We start from the raw sequence: 13,892 nt of genomic DNA, 5'->3' as shown, positions 1-13,892 counted from the left end.
TCTGGATCCAAGCCATTTAATGGCTCGTCTAACAACAGAAGAGGGACGTCGAGCATCAACGCAATGGCCAGCCTCAAACGCTGTTTCATCCCCATAGAATACGTCCGAATACGATCATTTTGAAACGAATCAACCCCTAAACGGGCTGTGACTGCATCCACGCGTTCGCTACCGCTCCGATGCGCTTTTTGAAAGAGCTGAATATAGTCACGTCCACTCATAACAGGTAGAAAATGTTCAGCACTCTGGGCGTAGGACACATAGGCAAACACAGCAGTTGGTGAATTCATCTCACCCATAATCTCAATCGTGCCCTTTTGCGGCGGCAATATTCCGGTAATCAAGTTGAACAAAGTGGACTTGCCAGTCCCATTCGGGGCGACGATGCCGTATATCCCTGGTTCAGTCAGCCCCAACTTGGCATCGGCAAAAATTTGTTTTTGTTTAAAGCGAAAGGTTAAACCGTCAATTGTCAGAATGGCCATCCGTTATTCGCCTCCTTTGCGTGCTTGTCAACCAACCGCAGCCCAATATGATAAAAAATGCTGTCCAACCAAGTAACACTGCTATTCCACCAGAAACGTCGTAGGACTGATAGAAAGTCTTGGTATAACCGTCTGCCACCCGACTAAAGTTAAGATACGTCCACGGTGCCCAACGCCAGCTCGGTCCGACCAGCGGCACAGCCCACAGGTCAATGGTCGTCAGGAGAACGACCAGCGGCTGCTTAATCAGCATGCCGACGACGTGTGAGAAGACTATGCTCAGCATCACACCGGAAGAAAACAGCAGTGTCTCGTCCTTGAGTATTGTTCCAAGATTGGCAAAGGCATGGGAGTACATCGCCGGATCACCGCGCCACAATAAAACGGGATAATTCAACGCGCCCCACCCGTTGATTCTGGCGCTCAGGAGGACGAATGAGCCAATACTAACAAGCGAAAAGAGAAATGCCACCAGCGCGTCGAACACCATGCTTAGCCAATATTGCTTCATTGGGGTAAAACCCAAGGCCAGAAAAGTATTGTCATCCTTGACACCAGTCCTCATCTGTAATGGAAAACGCCACGCCAGAAGGATACTAACGACTGCACCCAGCACCAGTCCGCCATTTTGAACAACGAGATGCTGTAAAAAATACCACGTTCGCTCGTAAAAACGCTCCCCAACTTTTTGGACATATTGACAATAAAGTGCTGGATTCTCAGTAAAGGATTGCGCGGATTGCTCATTAAGCAGTAGTCGTGCCGGATACATGGGCGTGATATGCCGGTCCTTGACTAACGCGAGCTCTGAAAGCGTGGTGTCGATTTCTTGCCCCCAAATGACTTAGCCCAAAGGACCACCAATGTGGAAAAGTGTTTGCGAAGCCCAGCAGGCTGATTGTCATCGCCTTTGGGATGAGCTAGGGCATTGAGGCTTTTCGCAAAACCTTCAGCGTATTCCTTTGGCGAATGGAGGGCTTTTTGCTCGTTACGTAGTTGCGGCAGCATCCAGGTGTTAAACTGTTTGTCGACCGCGTCCGTTCTTTTGCGGCGTCTAACGATATTAAATTGGATGTCTGCTTTGTATTGCGCAACATATTGCCGTTGTTGACCAAGCATATGAATGAATAAAATCAACGCACCGCCAGTAAACATTAGAAAAAGGGCCAGTACTGGCACAGCTCTGCGAGTTACCCGCCATTGCCACCAAAGTATGTCCGCATGCGATTAACCTCGCTTTCTAAGCCACACGGCTGTCACGCTGAAACCAGTCCCCCAGGCAATCGCAGCCAGTAAGATTATTGGCACTGCGGTGCGGCTGGTCATCACAACCGCAAATGAATGTGTCTGCCAACCAAATACGATTGGCACAATTACCGCGCAGACTACCTGAGCAACTGGCACGTTAAACAAGAGAGCACCGGCCTGCGCCAGACGTGCTTGAGCGGTTGCAGCCACTACAAATATCAGAATCGGCCACCCCACTGTGCTGAGCACCGTGGCTCCCGCCCTGTCTACTAAACACTGCCAAGATAGAGTCCCATCCGCAAATACCTTTGTTCCGCTCACTAATGTCAAAGTCATCGTAACAGCAAGTACCGTCACAATTTCTACTATCACGTAAGCTGCGTATTCTTGCCGCTCCATCCTCAGTACATCAATCATCCGCGGCGCCGCCAAACGGATCAGGGAGCGATCCTTAGCTTGCCGGGCTAAAGAATAGATCAAGCCACCAATAAAAATCAACACAGCGCCGACCCAGCCAGTCAGTAAACCATGCAGTAAGGGCAAAAGCCCATTGGGGAAGCCCGTCGTGAGATCGGGCGGGGACAATATTTGCCCGTGCTTAAGTAATACATGGTAGTAATTAACGCGCTGATTGAGATTGCTTTGAGATTCCTGGAGAGGCCATTCTTTGGCCCGGCTTTGATATTGTCCAGCAGCTTGACTGCTTTGAATGGTAGCTGCCATGTATTGCTGACCAGTCGTGGCGTCCAGCGCGGTATAAACGCTGCTTAGAGATGACTCGATCTGATCAAGCAGTGCGACCTCCGGGCGGTACTGAGGGATGACTTTCCTGTCCTGGTTCAGGTACCGGGAACCTGTTTGCGAAAGATTGGCCAAGGCAGAATTGGTTCCGACTTCTTGTTGGTACACATACTGAGTGGCAGCCTCTTGGTCGTGCCAAAAGATTAAACTCGTCAGTATTGCAGTGGCAATGGCCAAGAACAACCACCAGCGCTGTCGCAGCCAACGCTTACACCAGAAATTGGCCATCAACAAATCCCCCCCATGGGTGATAGACGCCACATGATTGCAAAAATACTGCACGTCAACATTTGCGACGTGCAGTAGAGTCATTCACATTTCCCAACGATGATAAATTTTCTCTGCTGCATCTTGACAAACATCGAGCATGCTTCAAATAGATCCTCAACGGCATGTGCCATGTTTATCTCGTTCCCATCTGAAGCCTACAGTTCCAGAGATACGCGAGTTGTCGTTTACGACAATTTACCTGTCGCGAGCATTTCTTTTACTCACGTGCCTGATTGCTCGCAATTGAATTTTTGTAACCCGGCCCACGGTACGCACCCATGTAACCACCTGGTACTTTTTGAACACTATAAAGAGTGCCCATTACCGTATATTGAGCACCATTATACGGAACATTGTGAAGCACAAAGCTGTCCGGATAACTGGTGGAGAATAATGAAAATGTAAAAGTCCCGTCAGAAGTTAACGTGGTCGTTGCTGCTTCGGCCTTGGGAGAATTGTATGCCCCTTCAAAAGCACCAATAGAAAGAACACTGACAGCAACCAGTGCTGTCAATAATCCCTTCATAAACACGTTTTATCTAGCCATTGTAAACCCCTCCAATCAATTTGTTAAAGCAATTGTACGGCTTGCTATTTAAATTTGGATCCAAATTTTAAAAAGATTAATTTAATTTTCTGATTTTAGCCAATAATCTCAAAGGCTGACAAGAGGAATCAGTATAAAAATTTGAAGCTTATTTCGAACATCAATAAAGCCTTGTTCAACCTACCAATTAGTGTTGTCAATGAAACCGTACACTGCCCAAGTGCATTTGTCGACCGCATTAAAGACCAAGCCTCACAAAAAGAATAAAGACGAGAGCGGTCGGCATTGTCTCTTAATCGTCGCCACCGTCTGCTCAGCACCGCAATCCAGTCGCCTGCTCTCCCTGTCGCCCCTTTCTTCCATATGTTAGAATGACAGCAATGCTAAAAAATAGTTGAGGTGTGGCATCGTGAGTAAAAGTCTTGCCGGGATCAAGGACAAAAAGAACTTGACCCGGCTGTCCGTGGCCGGTCTGCTGGTCACCTTAGGGGTCGTCTACGGCGATATCGGGACCTCCCCGCTGTACGTGATGAAGTCCATCATCGAAGGCAACGGCGGCATTATGCATGTCTCCGACGACTTCGTGGTGGGCAGTGTGTCGCTGGTGTTTTGGACCTTGTTCCTGATCACGACCGTCAAGTACGTCTTCATCGCCTTGCGCGCCGATAATAATGGTGAAGGCGGGATCTTCGCATTGTATACGCTGGTCCGTAAGCGGGCTAAGTGGCTGATCATTCCCGCCATGATCGGCGGCGCCACCCTGCTCGCGGACGGGATGCTGACGCCGGCGGTGACCGTCACCACCGCCATCGAAGGGCTCAAGGGCATCCATGTGGGGGGCGCCATTCCCATCACGAACCAGCAGCAGGTCATCCTGACGACCATCATCATCCTGAGCGTGCTGTTTATCATTCAACGCTTCGGGACCCAAATCATCGGCCGGGCGTTCGGCCCAATCATGTTCGTCTGGTTCACGTTCATTGGCGTCCTGGGCCTGCTGGCCACCATGCAGGACCTGAGTATCCTGCGGGCACTGAATCCGTATTACGCCATCCACCTGCTGGTGTCGCCGGAAAATAAGAACGGCATCTTCATCCTGGGCAGTATCTTCCTGGCCACCACCGGGGCCGAGGCCCTGTATTCCGACATGGGCCACGTCGGCCGGCGTAACGTGTATGGTTCCTGGCCCTATGTCAACCTCTGCCTGGTCCTGAACTACATGGGCCAAGCCGTCTGGATCGACCAGCACAACACGTCGCAGGTCTTTCAGAAAATGGCCGATTTCAACCCCTTCTTCGAGATGATGCCGGCCTGGCTGCGGCTGTTCGGTATCGCCATCGCCACCCTGGCGGCGATCATCGCCTCTCAGGCCTTGATCTCCGGCAGTTACACGCTGGTGTCTGAAGCCATTAAGCTGAAGATCATGCCCCGGCTGAACATTTCTTACCCCACCAACCAGAAGGGCCAGCTCTATATTCCGGTTGTGAACTGGGCGCTGTGGGCGGTGTGTATCGCCATCGTCTTCTACTTCCAGACGTCAGCCCACATGGAGGCGGCGTACGGCCTGGCCATCACCATCACGATGCTGATGACCACCATCCTGCTCTTCACCTGGCTGCGCAGCAAGAAAGTCAACCCGGGTCTCGCCGGCCTGATGCTGGTGTTCTTCGGCAGTATTGAAATCATCTTCTTCATCTCCAGTGCGGTCAAGTTCGCCCACGGTGGCTACGTCACCGCCTTGATCGCCCTGATCCTGCTGACGATCATGTTCATCTGGTACTTCGGCGACCGCATCAAGAACCAGGATACTTTCCGTTCCGACACGGTCTCCCTGCTGGCTTATAAGAATCAGCTCGCCAGCCTGCGAGACGACAACAACTTCCCCTCCTTCACGACGAACCTGGTCTATATGACCAAGGTCCAGAACGGCAACCGAGTGAACAAGGACATTCTCTACTCGATTCTGGATAAGCGGCCGAAGCGGGCGCAGGTCTACTGGTTCGTTACCGTCAACGTGACGGATGAGCCCTACACCACCGAGTACACCACGGATACGTACGGGACCGACTTCATGGTCAACGTCCAGCTCTACCTCGGCTTCCGCATGTCCCAGCGGGTCAACGTCTTCCTGCGCCAGATCATCAACGAGATGATGGCCCGGGGCGAGCTGCCCCGCCAGCCCCAGCGGTACACGACGATCCCGGACAGAAATGTGGGCGACTTCTCCTTCGTTCTGATTCAAGAGGAGCTCTCACCGGAGACCCAAATCCCCACCTGGGAGCGGATGATCATCCAAGCCCGGCTGGCCATTCAGCGGGTCACGGTCACCCCGGCCACCTGGTTCGGCCTGGAATACGCGGACGTGGTCACCGAGCACGTGCCGCTGATCCTGGGGAAGATTTCTTACGCCATGCTCAAGCTGAGCCGCCGGCACACGCCGGAGCCCAACGAGGACATTGAGGATAACGAAACCGAGAATTGATAGCAGTAGTGAAAAGAGGTTCCGCCCCGAATAAAGGGACGGAACCTCTTTTGTGTGGTGCGTGCTAAACGGTCAAAACACGTCTTTGTCGCTGTTCTGCTGGATCTCCTTGAGGGTCTGGTCGATGCTTTTGAGCGTCTTGACGATCCGGTAGACCGATACCAGCAAAAAGACCGTCACCGCAATGGCCACAATCCAGAAGATGACGCCCAGCAGCAAAGCACCCGCAGCGTAACTATCGCCCATCATCATCAGTGCATCGCCCTTTCTTGGTTCTTGATCTTAGTATAACCAATAAGTTCTCAACGCACCATCGTCTAAGTTCGTGGTTTATCCCATCGCTCTTTTTGCTTTCTTGCACAAAATACGTAATTTAAAGTGAGCCGCAAACCAAAGCAAAGGAGCTTACGAGCTGACCGCATATATTGCGTCTTGACCCAATATATGCGATAATTTATGGAGAAACCCGAGTTTGAAATATTTATTCGCCCAAACGGCCATGCCGAATTTCTCGACTTCCTCGGCACCTTATCCCAGGATGATCAGGATATGGTTAACGGCTTGATCAAAGCCGTTGAAGATGTGGGAATGCTGCACGCCATCCGCAAACAATGGGTCAAGAAACTGGCCCGCAACCTTTACGAACTGCGCATGTCGACAGATGATACGATTCAACGGGTCATTTATTTTCATGTGGCAGGGCCCCGCTACATCATCACTCATGGATTCACGAAAAAACAAGAGAAAACGCCCCGACGCCAAATCTAACATGGCCTTCGTCTGCGTAAAGAATTCTTTGAAGAAGAACAGAAAGGAGAATCACCGTCATGAGTACGCAACGTTTCGATGATTACCTCAGCCAACTGGAACAAGATCCCACTCGGAGAGCCCATATAGAAGCCGCTTATGCCGGCTTTGTCAGTGCCGTTGCGGTCTCTGCTGCCAGGAAGGACGCGAAGCTGACGCAACGCCAACTGGCGGAACGCGCCCATGTCCCCCAGTCAACCATTGCCCGCATTGAACGGGGTGAGAATACCAGCATGGAAACATTGAGCAAACTCGCCACCGCCATGGGCAAGAAACTGGACGTCGTTATTCGTTGAATACGCAGTACACCAGAAAAAGCCGGTCACCCGGCTTTTTCTATTGACCCAGTAATTCCTTGTGGACCACGTGCAGCCGCTCATCTAACGTATAGATGATGGGTACGCCATTGCCCACTTCGACTTTGTCGATGTCGGCGTCGCTGATTTGGTCCAAATACTTGATCAGCGCCCGCAGCGTGCTGCCGTGGGCGACGATGAGCTGATTCTCGTTCCGGCGCAAGCGGGGCACGACCATATCCTCATAATAAGGCTGGACCCGCTGCCAGGCCAAGGCTAAGGACTCGCCCCGGGTCAGGATACTGGCGGGCAGCCCGGCGTACTTGCGATCCGTCTCCGTGTGGGCCAACAGCGGCGGTAAATCACTGTACCCCCGCCGCCATTTGGCCACCTGGGCCTGGCCAAAGAGTTCCCGAGAATGATCCTTGTTCATCCCCCGCAACGCCCCATAGTGCCGTTCATTGAGCCGCCAGGACTTATGGATGGGCAGGTAAAGCTGGTCGATGGCGTCCATGACGATATCGGCCGTCACGATGGCCCGCTGAAGAATAGAGGTATGCACTGCAGTGAACGGAATGTGCTGCGCAGCCAGCTGGGCGCCGGCCTGTTCCGCCTGGGCGCGCCCCTTCGCCGTCAGGGGCACATCACTCCACCCTGTGTAGGTATTCTGTTGATTGGCAACACTCTCGCCGTGGCGCAGGAGGACCAGTTTGACCATGCTTTTCTTCCTTCCCATTATTCGTTCAATGCATCTGCTGGACGATCACCATTAGGATCGGGATCACCAGCATACTCAGAAGCGTACTGACGGTGACCATGAGCGCCGCGTAGTCGGCATCGGCGCCATAGAGCTTGGCCACCACTGGGGCGTTGGTCATGACCGGCATCGCCGATTGAAGCACGAAGACTTGCTTCAGCAGCAGCGGTGCTTGGATTGGCGCCACCAGCAGAAACATCAGGGCCGGGGCGAAGAGAAAGCGGCCGGCGAGGATGCCCAGCATGTCCCAGCTGGCCCGCAGCTGAGACAAGTGAAAGCGGCCCAGCGTCATCCCGATGAAGAACATCGACAGCGGAATCGTTAAGCCGCCCACGTAGCTCAGGTCACTCATCAGCCACTGGGGCAGATGCCATTCCAGCAGTACTAGAATAACGCCCAGGATGAAGCCCAGCAGCGGCGGCGAGAAGAGCTTCTTCAAGGCACCCCACAGGGAGAAATGCGCATCCTCGCCCAATCCGTCCCGCTTGATTAGGTACACGCCCAGCGTCCAAAACAGGAACGTGTTGGCCATGTAGTAGACCAGGACATCCGGCAGTGACCGGCTGCCGAAAAGGGCCATGTTGATGGGCAGGCCGATGAAGACCGTGTTGGAGTTAAAAAACATTGACCGCCACAAGCCGTGGTGCTGGGCCTGGACTCGAAACACGTGGGCCAGCGGAAAACTAAGGGCGAAAAGAACGAGCATTGAGATCAACGGAAAACGCAGGTCCGGCAGGAGGCTGAGCAACTGCTGCTTATGGAATTGGCCGGAGATGGTGACGACCATGTACGCCGGCAGCGCCACCTGGGTGACCAGGCGGGCTGTAATCTTGGCATAATCCTCGCTGAACCAGCCCTTGCGCGTCAGCGCCCAAGCCAAGACGATCATCACCAAAATGACGATGACGCCGGATAAACTGTGCAGAAAGATGGTCAATGTTTTCACTCCCTAAGCACCCAGTTTAGCGCGTTTTCCGAAAATTAAAAAGCCTCGCCAACGGGTATTTCCCGCCGGTGAGGCTTTCCGACTGACTGTCGGATGATGCTGTTTTCAGTTCTTTTTGGCGGAACTGTGCTTGCTCGTCTTAGCGGCGGGCTTTTTCGCTGCTGTCTCGGACTTTTCGGTATCCGCCGCCTTCTTTGCAGGCTTGGCGGCATTCTTAGTGACCCGAATATGCTTGAAGTTGATAATCGTCTTATCCTTCAAATCGCTCACGATGTTCTGGTCGGTTTCTTGGTAGGAATCGATGCTCACCAGGGCGGAATTCGTGTACACCTTCATGACGGTCCCCTTGAAGCTCATGGGCACGTCGGCACTCTTCCGGACGGTGACTTTATCCCCGACCGCGACTTCATTGGCTGTGGCCATCCGCTAACAACCCCCTTTTGTTTCATTCTAGCACGAGAGCAAGGCCAGGCGGAAGGCAGAAAACTCAGTACTCTGCGACCCGGCTCTTCGTCACCGGCTGGCAGCTGATCTTGATCGGCCGATCCAAATCAATGGCGTTGGAATACGCGCGCAAAATGTACATTTGCATGTCCATCTTGGCTTCCTTCTTGGACATGTTGTGACAGATCCGTTCTTCACAGACAGAGCGTCCTTCACTGTCCCGGAATAACCCGGTGACCTGGTAATCTTGGACGCGACCAGCAAACAGCATGATCATGATTCCTCCTTGAGTGCCTGGAGGCACTCACTGAATTTTTGATAAGAACCCCCTCCGAAGAACCGGAGGACTCAGCCGACAACACCTCGGCTTATGTACAAACACGCGCAGGTCGACGCGGTAACGCCGCCTGCCCGCAATGATTCATGGCGCCCGCAGAAGACCGGGCCAACGCCCGGTCAGTCACCGTCCCCAACAGTGGCCTAGACCCATAAAATCATCGCAACAAGACCATGTTATATCATGTCTCGGAAGGAAGTTCAATAGCCCGTTGCTAAATACTGTTTCGGTGCGCCTGCATCGTATTCTAACCGCTTGCAGGCCCGTTTGGCAATGACGGTTTTTCCCACCAATTCCTGGACGTTCCAGCGGTCGCGGGGATCGAAGGCCACGATGGCCACCAGGTAACTGTTCTCGTACCGCTTCAGTACCCGGCCGGTGAAGGGATAGCTCATGTTGCCCGTTTCTGGGCATTGGATCGTGTCGCCGATGCGGATGTGGGACATGCTGATCACTCCTTAATTGCTTTGATAGACATATCATGTCATAGTGCAAAAGGGGCGGTCAATGGGTTTTCTTATTGTTCGTATAACAATATTGTGCGTTCACAAGTATGTTTTTGATATTTAGTTTTTCTTTGGCCGACCGATTGTACCGCAGTCCTGTTGGTAAGAACCTAATTGTCAGCAACAGCCCCCCCGGACAAATCCAGCCGCCAGCAAAAAAGGACCATCCCAAAAGACAGTCCTTACTGAGTGTGCGCTGAGGGGTTCGAACTCTCGACCTGCGGTTTAGGAGACCACCGCTCTATCCAACTGAGCTAAGCGCACGTACTCAATCTATCTTATAGAATGGCCCGCGGCTTGTAAAGGGCCTGGGAAGCCAAAGAAAAGCCCCACCGCTGCCATGATGACTGCGGTGGGACCTTTCTCTCTATGAAGTGATCATCAGTCAGAGTTACGCCTGCTGATAGGTCTCTTCCATCTGCTTCAGCATCTTCTTGAAGCCGCGCTTGCGCTGCCAACCCAGGAGAATGCTGGTGATGAAGTCATTGGCCTTCTGCAGGCCGCCCTTGGAGTCGATCTTCTCGGTATACACCACGGTCGTCTTACCGTCACCCGCAGGCGTGAGCACATAACGGACCGTGTACGCATTGCGCGCCGTGGTCGTTGTGTAGGCATACTCCTGCTCCGGTTCGACCGTCAGGATCTGGAGCGTTGCCTGTTGGTGATTGGAGAACGTTTTGGTGTACTTCAACCCGGTCAGCTGGGTCTCCGTCAGAGGCTTCCCCGTCTCTTTCCGCGCATCGTACAGCACGGACTTCAGGATGTTGTGCCAGAGGTACTTGACCGGCACGTTCAAGGTCTCTTTAATCTCCATGCTTGTGATCGTCCTCCTTTCTCCGCTTGTCTTCCCGGTTGCTGGCCACCGCGTCATAGATACCGATGGCCACGATGAAGGCACCGCCGCCCAGCCACCAGTAGCTCAGATGGGTCGTACTGGTGCCGTAAAACGGGCTGAACACCATCATCAAGAAGCCCAGGCTCATCACGAACAGGCTGCGCTTCCGCATTATTCCTGAACGCCGGCTTGGAAGAACAAGACGCTGCCCCAAGGCTCAGCCTTGATGGCCTTCTTGGCGTTGGCCGCAGCGGCCGCTTGGTCGTCCGCATCGGTGGTGAAGACCAGCTTCATCCCGTCCTTGCTCTTCAGCTTATAATGCACGCCATTGACGGTTTGGTCGTCAAGCAGCGCGAGAATCTTGTCCTGTTGGATCGGTGCATTTAAGAAAATCATCGGGTGAACACTCCTTTGAAGTTAAGAAAGCTCGTCAGGTTTGATTCGGTTGGACGCAATAACGAACGGTGCCCAAATGACAAAACCGACGGCGAAGTTGACCAGTTGCAGAACCGGTGCCCGCCAATCCGCTGTAGCCAGGAACGAGTTGATGAACGGCGGAATGTTCCAAACCACTTGGTTCTTGATCGGTGCCACCAAGCCATGTGTCACCGCGAAGTAAGCGATGGACACCATGACCGTCGGGGCGAGAACGAACGGAATGAAGTAGATGGCGTTCAACACGATGGGCAGGCCGAACATGACCGGCTCATTGATGTTGAAGATCCCGGGCGCGATGGCCAGGTTGGCCACGGCACGCTCATCCGGCCGCTTCGAGAAGATAAAGATGGCGATGAGCAGGATCAGAGTACTGCCGGCCCCGCCCATCCAAGCATACAGGTCGAAGGATGCCCGCGTCCAAAGGAACGGCAGCTTGGCGCCAGGATTAGCGGCAGCGGTGTTAATGTTCTGATACTGGGCAGTCAGCCAGATGGCATCGAGGATCGGGCCCAAGACGTTGGTCCCATGGATACCGAAGAACCAGAAGACTTGCACCAGCACCGTCAGCAGCAGCACCATCCCGTACCCTTGCGAGGCGTGGAGCAGCGGCTCTTGAATTACTTTCGCGACCCAATCCACGAAGGCCAGGTTGGTCAGCTTCGTGAAGGCCCACGTGAAGATACCGACCACGTAGAACGCAGCCGAGGCCGGAATAATGGCAGCGAAGGCTTGACTGACTGCCGGCGGTACACCGTCGGGCATCTTGATCGTCAAGTTGCGTTTCATTAAGAAAATGTAAATGGCAACAGCGACACCGCCGATGATCATGGCAGTGAACAGGCCTTGAGAACCAAAGTGGCCATTGAAGTTGAAGAAGCCCCAGCCGGAAGTGCCCAGGTTGTGGACTAACTTGCCAGTGGCCGCATCCTTCGTGACCGTCAGCGTGGCACCAGCAGCCTTCAACGTCTTGGCGGCTGCCCCGGTGATGGCCTTAGGCAGTGCAGTGGTGACGTTGGCCGTCTGGGTCAGCGCCATCAGGAATGAGCCCAACGTCACGATACCGCCGGACAGCGGCTCCACACCGTATTGCTTAGCCATGTGGTAGCCGAAGGTCATTGCGAAGATCAGTCCGATAACGGCAATGGTCCCCGTCCAGACTTGACCGTTGATACCGATCAGCCACTGCATGTTCTCGACAAACTTTGTCCAGCCGAACTGCGTCGGAATATCCCGGACGAAGGTATTCAGGATCAGGGCGATGGACCCCGCCATGGTGGCGGGCATCGTCGCGATAAAGGCATCCCGCAAGGCAACCAGCCAACGGATCGAACCAATCTTAGTGGCTACAGGAACAACATATTTTTCCAGCCACTTAATGAGTGCATTCATGAGTGTTTCTCCTCTCACTGACCCCAAGGAGACAACTGCTTTCCTTCCCCGAAAAGCGCGTACCAGGCAACGTTCTGCGTCAACGCACGCTCACAAAATCCATGCCGGTCTCCTCCCCAGGGAACCGGCATCAGCAGTCGGAACTGCTACTTGCCCTCTTTGTCTAACCGTTTGTAGAGATCAACGATCTCACCGGCTAAGTCGCGGAATGTGATGGCATTCATAATGTGGTCTTGGGCATGTACCATCAAGAGGGTCACCTTGACGTGATTCCCTTGCGCTTCCTGCGTCAGCATCCCGGTCTGGGCATTGTGGGCGTCTGTCAATGCGTTGTCAGCGTCCTTGAGCTTTTGATCGGCGGTGTCGAAGTCACCCTTCTTGGCGGCCATGATGGCCTCCATGGCACTGCTCTTGGCATTGCCGCCATTAATGATCAAACCCATGACGGCTTCCATGTTGTCGTTGTCTTCGTCTGCCACTATTGTTTCCTCCTTTATTTTATGCGGTAAGAAACCGCTGTAACATCTTAAGGATAACACATTGCAAAAACGTCCAACAACTATTCTAGCAGGTATTTGACCGGTTTTGGGAGCGAATTCATTAATGTTGATAGAAAAAGGTCTAGACCGATTATGTATCCCGGTCTAGACCAATAGGCAACCGATGTCCAGTGTTTTGGCCAAACGTCCCGGCTAAGAAGCGGCGAGTTCACCACAGCGGGTCCAGAAAAAGCAGACCGCCAGTGGGATGCGCGGTTAACCGTTACCACAAAAAAATTTGGAAAAAATAACAGTCTAGGAGCGTTGGCACCAATTTGGACGGTATCAAGGTGATTCTGTCCGCGAGACCCGGCGATTTGGGCCGGTACGGCGTTGTGCTTCGCACTGCCGCCTCGTGAATCAGGAGATGATCCGAGGGACCCGGCGATTTGGGCCCTCCGGCTGGCTGGGGCTGGAACGTGGCGGGCACAGCTTGAAGCCTTTTTGACAAAGTGCGTCAAAAAGTCTTCAAGTCTGGCCTTGTTATAAGCGGGCAAAGAACACCCGCTAACAACAACTTCGCCACTGAGCCCCGCCAGCCTCCGGGCCCAAATCGCCTACACTCTGTCCGATCGTAAGGTCTTCGGTCCACGACGTATTCGCCAGAGGTGCTACCTGACTTTCATACTTTTAGGTGACTGCTGTAACGACTGTATAGGGGGCTGGCAGAATTTCCCGGAGAGCGAGACATTTCCAGTCTCCGAGAATGTAGGGTGACGTAGGGCGGAGCAGATTGGGGCTCAGCCGTGAAATTGTTCTTGGCGT

Annotated in this window: 19 protein-coding genes and 1 tRNA gene; 3 read left to right on the top strand and 17 right to left on the bottom strand. The window is 53.3% G+C overall.

Features of this window, described 5'->3' with window-relative positions; genetic code table 11:
- The 5 genes from L248_RS12105 to L248_RS15930 all read right to left on the bottom strand — a co-directional run.
- A partial coding sequence (locus L248_RS12105; protein WP_040536698.1) for an ATP-binding cassette domain-containing protein occupies positions 1–485 on the bottom strand: 485 nt, incomplete at its 3' end.
- Positions 466–1,257: a hypothetical protein gene (locus L248_RS12100; protein ID WP_022530526.1), complete on the bottom strand. Its 792-nt coding sequence runs from the start codon at positions 1,255–1,257 to the stop codon at positions 466–468. The genes L248_RS12100 and L248_RS12105, both read right to left, overlap by 20 nt.
- Positions 1,258–1,280: 23 nt before the next feature.
- The gene (locus L248_RS12095; protein WP_040536683.1) at positions 1,281–1,640 is read right to left on the bottom strand and encodes a hypothetical protein; all 360 of its coding nucleotides are present in this window, start codon (positions 1,638–1,640) and stop codon (positions 1,281–1,283) included.
- 72 nt (positions 1,641–1,712) lie between these two features.
- On the bottom strand, positions 1,713–2,762 hold the full coding sequence (locus tag L248_RS12090; RefSeq protein ID WP_155828661.1) for a hypothetical protein: 1,050 nt from the start codon (positions 2,760–2,762) through the stop codon (positions 1,713–1,715).
- Between the two features lie 259 nt (positions 2,763–3,021).
- Positions 3,022–3,330 (bottom strand): hypothetical protein, encoded by a 309-nt coding sequence (locus tag L248_RS15930; RefSeq protein ID WP_022530524.1) that lies wholly within the window; start codon positions 3,328–3,330, stop codon positions 3,022–3,024.
- A gap of 430 nt (positions 3,331–3,760) precedes the next feature.
- On the opposite strand from L248_RS15930, the gene L248_RS12085 reads away from it, so the two are divergent.
- Positions 3,761–5,833, top strand: coding sequence for a KUP/HAK/KT family potassium transporter (locus L248_RS12085; RefSeq protein WP_022530523.1), 2,073 nt, complete (start codon positions 3,761–3,763; stop codon positions 5,831–5,833).
- A gap of 72 nt (positions 5,834–5,905) precedes the next feature.
- On the opposite strand, the gene L248_RS12080 is transcribed toward L248_RS12085, so the two are convergent.
- Complete coding sequence (locus L248_RS12080; protein ID WP_022530522.1) at positions 5,906–6,085, bottom strand: hypothetical protein; 180 nt, start codon at positions 6,083–6,085, stop codon at positions 5,906–5,908.
- 204 nt (positions 6,086–6,289) lie between these two features.
- On the opposite strand from L248_RS12080, the gene L248_RS12075 reads away from it, so the two are divergent.
- Positions 6,290–6,601 (top strand): type II toxin-antitoxin system RelE/ParE family toxin, encoded by a 312-nt coding sequence (locus tag L248_RS12075; protein WP_022530521.1) that lies wholly within the window; start codon positions 6,290–6,292, stop codon positions 6,599–6,601.
- A 59-nt stretch (positions 6,602–6,660) separates the two neighbouring features.
- On the top strand, positions 6,661–6,936 hold the full coding sequence (locus L248_RS12070) for a helix-turn-helix domain-containing protein (protein ID WP_022530520.1): 276 nt from the start codon (positions 6,661–6,663) through the stop codon (positions 6,934–6,936).
- 40 nt (positions 6,937–6,976) lie between these two features.
- Here L248_RS12070 and L248_RS12065 read toward each other — a convergent pair whose 3' ends face one another.
- The 11 genes from L248_RS12065 to L248_RS12015 all read right to left on the bottom strand — a co-directional run bounded on the left by L248_RS12065 (position 6,977) and on the right by L248_RS12015 (position 13,043).
- The gene (locus L248_RS12065; protein ID WP_040536682.1) at positions 6,977–7,654 is read right to left on the bottom strand and encodes a 2,3-bisphosphoglycerate-dependent phosphoglycerate mutase; all 678 of its coding nucleotides are present in this window, start codon (positions 7,652–7,654) and stop codon (positions 6,977–6,979) included.
- Between the two features lie 25 nt (positions 7,655–7,679).
- On the bottom strand, positions 7,680–8,639 hold the full coding sequence (locus tag L248_RS12060) for an AEC family transporter (protein WP_022530518.1): 960 nt from the start codon (positions 8,637–8,639) through the stop codon (positions 7,680–7,682).
- A gap of 105 nt (positions 8,640–8,744) precedes the next feature.
- Positions 8,745–9,062 (bottom strand): DUF2187 domain-containing protein, encoded by a 318-nt coding sequence (locus L248_RS12055; protein WP_022530517.1) that lies wholly within the window; start codon positions 9,060–9,062, stop codon positions 8,745–8,747.
- Between the two features lie 64 nt (positions 9,063–9,126).
- Complete coding sequence (locus L248_RS12050; RefSeq protein WP_040536695.1) at positions 9,127–9,354, bottom strand: hypothetical protein; 228 nt, start codon at positions 9,352–9,354, stop codon at positions 9,127–9,129.
- Between the two features lie 266 nt (positions 9,355–9,620).
- Positions 9,621–9,866 (bottom strand): hypothetical protein, encoded by a 246-nt coding sequence (locus L248_RS12045; RefSeq protein ID WP_040536678.1) that lies wholly within the window; start codon positions 9,864–9,866, stop codon positions 9,621–9,623.
- Positions 9,867–10,116: 250 nt separating this feature from the next.
- Positions 10,117–10,190, bottom strand: a tRNA-Arg gene (locus tag L248_RS12040).
- A gap of 127 nt (positions 10,191–10,317) precedes the next feature.
- Entirely contained in the window at positions 10,318–10,740 is a 423-nt protein-coding gene (locus tag L248_RS12035) for a DUF3284 domain-containing protein (RefSeq protein ID WP_022530514.1), read from the bottom strand.
- Positions 10,730–10,933 carry a hypothetical protein gene (locus tag L248_RS12030; protein ID WP_022530513.1) on the bottom strand — a complete coding sequence of 68 codons (204 nt, stop codon included), beginning with the start codon at positions 10,931–10,933 and terminating at the stop codon, positions 10,730–10,732. The genes L248_RS12035 and L248_RS12030 overlap by 11 nt, the downstream gene beginning before the upstream one ends.
- The gene (locus tag L248_RS12025; protein ID WP_022530512.1) at positions 10,933–11,157 is read right to left on the bottom strand and encodes a hypothetical protein; all 225 of its coding nucleotides are present in this window, start codon (positions 11,155–11,157) and stop codon (positions 10,933–10,935) included. The genes L248_RS12030 and L248_RS12025 overlap by 1 nt, the downstream gene beginning before the upstream one ends.
- 21 nt (positions 11,158–11,178) lie before the next feature.
- Positions 11,179–12,588: a PTS sugar transporter subunit IIC gene (locus tag L248_RS12020; protein ID WP_022530511.1), complete on the bottom strand. Its 1,410-nt coding sequence runs from the start codon at positions 12,586–12,588 to the stop codon at positions 11,179–11,181.
- Positions 12,589–12,734: 146 nt separating this feature from the next.
- The gene (locus L248_RS12015; protein WP_081701321.1) at positions 12,735–13,043 is read right to left on the bottom strand and encodes a PTS lactose/cellobiose transporter subunit IIA; all 309 of its coding nucleotides are present in this window, start codon (positions 13,041–13,043) and stop codon (positions 12,735–12,737) included.
- Positions 13,044–13,892: the final 849 nt, after the last annotated feature.

Origin of the sequence: Schleiferilactobacillus shenzhenensis LY-73 (genome assembly GCF_000469325.1) — a bacterium.
GTDB classification, from domain to species: Bacteria; Bacillota; Bacilli; order Lactobacillales; family Lactobacillaceae; genus Schleiferilactobacillus; species Schleiferilactobacillus shenzhenensis.
Note: the sequence above shows the minus strand (reverse complement) of the source record. Positions and strands in the feature narration are given on the sequence as shown.

Bases quoted from the DNA above. Each gene is read 5' to 3' on its own strand.
- L248_RS12100 (WP_022530526.1), bottom strand. From the start codon at position 1,257: ATGTATCCGGCACGACTACTGCTTAATGAGCAATCCGCGCAATCCTTT.
- L248_RS12095 (WP_040536683.1), bottom strand. From the start codon at position 1,640: ATGTTTACTGGCGGTGCGTTGATTTTATTCATTCATATGCTTGGTCAA.
- L248_RS12090 (WP_155828661.1), bottom strand. From the start codon at position 2,762: ATGGCCAATTTCTGGTGTAAGCGTTGGCTGCGACAGCGCTGGTGGTTG.
- L248_RS15930 (WP_022530524.1), bottom strand. From the start codon at position 3,330: ATGAAGGGATTATTGACAGCACTGGTTGCTGTCAGTGTTCTTTCTATT.
- L248_RS12080 (WP_022530522.1), bottom strand. From the start codon at position 6,085: ATGATGATGGGCGATAGTTACGCTGCGGGTGCTTTGCTGCTGGGCGTC.
- L248_RS12075 (WP_022530521.1), top strand. From the start codon at position 6,290: ATGGAGAAACCCGAGTTTGAAATATTTATTCGCCCAAACGGCCATGCC.
- L248_RS12070 (WP_022530520.1), top strand. From the start codon at position 6,661: ATGAGTACGCAACGTTTCGATGATTACCTCAGCCAACTGGAACAAGAT.
- L248_RS12065 (WP_040536682.1), bottom strand. From the start codon at position 7,654: ATGGTCAAACTGGTCCTCCTGCGCCACGGCGAGAGTGTTGCCAATCAA.
- L248_RS12055 (WP_022530517.1), bottom strand. From the start codon at position 9,062: ATGGCCACAGCCAATGAAGTCGCGGTCGGGGATAAAGTCACCGTCCGG.
- L248_RS12050 (WP_040536695.1), bottom strand. From the start codon at position 9,354: ATGCTGTTTGCTGGTCGCGTCCAAGATTACCAGGTCACCGGGTTATTC.
- L248_RS12045 (WP_040536678.1), bottom strand. From the start codon at position 9,866: ATGTCCCACATCCGCATCGGCGACACGATCCAATGCCCAGAAACGGGC.
- L248_RS12035 (WP_022530514.1), bottom strand. From the start codon at position 10,740: ATGGAGATTAAAGAGACCTTGAACGTGCCGGTCAAGTACCTCTGGCAC.
- L248_RS12030 (WP_022530513.1), bottom strand. From the start codon at position 10,933: ATGCGGAAGCGCAGCCTGTTCGTGATGAGCCTGGGCTTCTTGATGATG.
- L248_RS12025 (WP_022530512.1), bottom strand. From the start codon at position 11,157: ATGATTTTCTTAAATGCACCGATCCAACAGGACAAGATTCTCGCGCTG.
- L248_RS12020 (WP_022530511.1), bottom strand. From the start codon at position 12,588: ATGAATGCACTCATTAAGTGGCTGGAAAAATATGTTGTTCCTGTAGCC.
- L248_RS12015 (WP_081701321.1), bottom strand. From the start codon at position 13,043: ATGGAAGCCGTCATGGGTTTGATCATTAATGGCGGCAATGCCAAGAGC.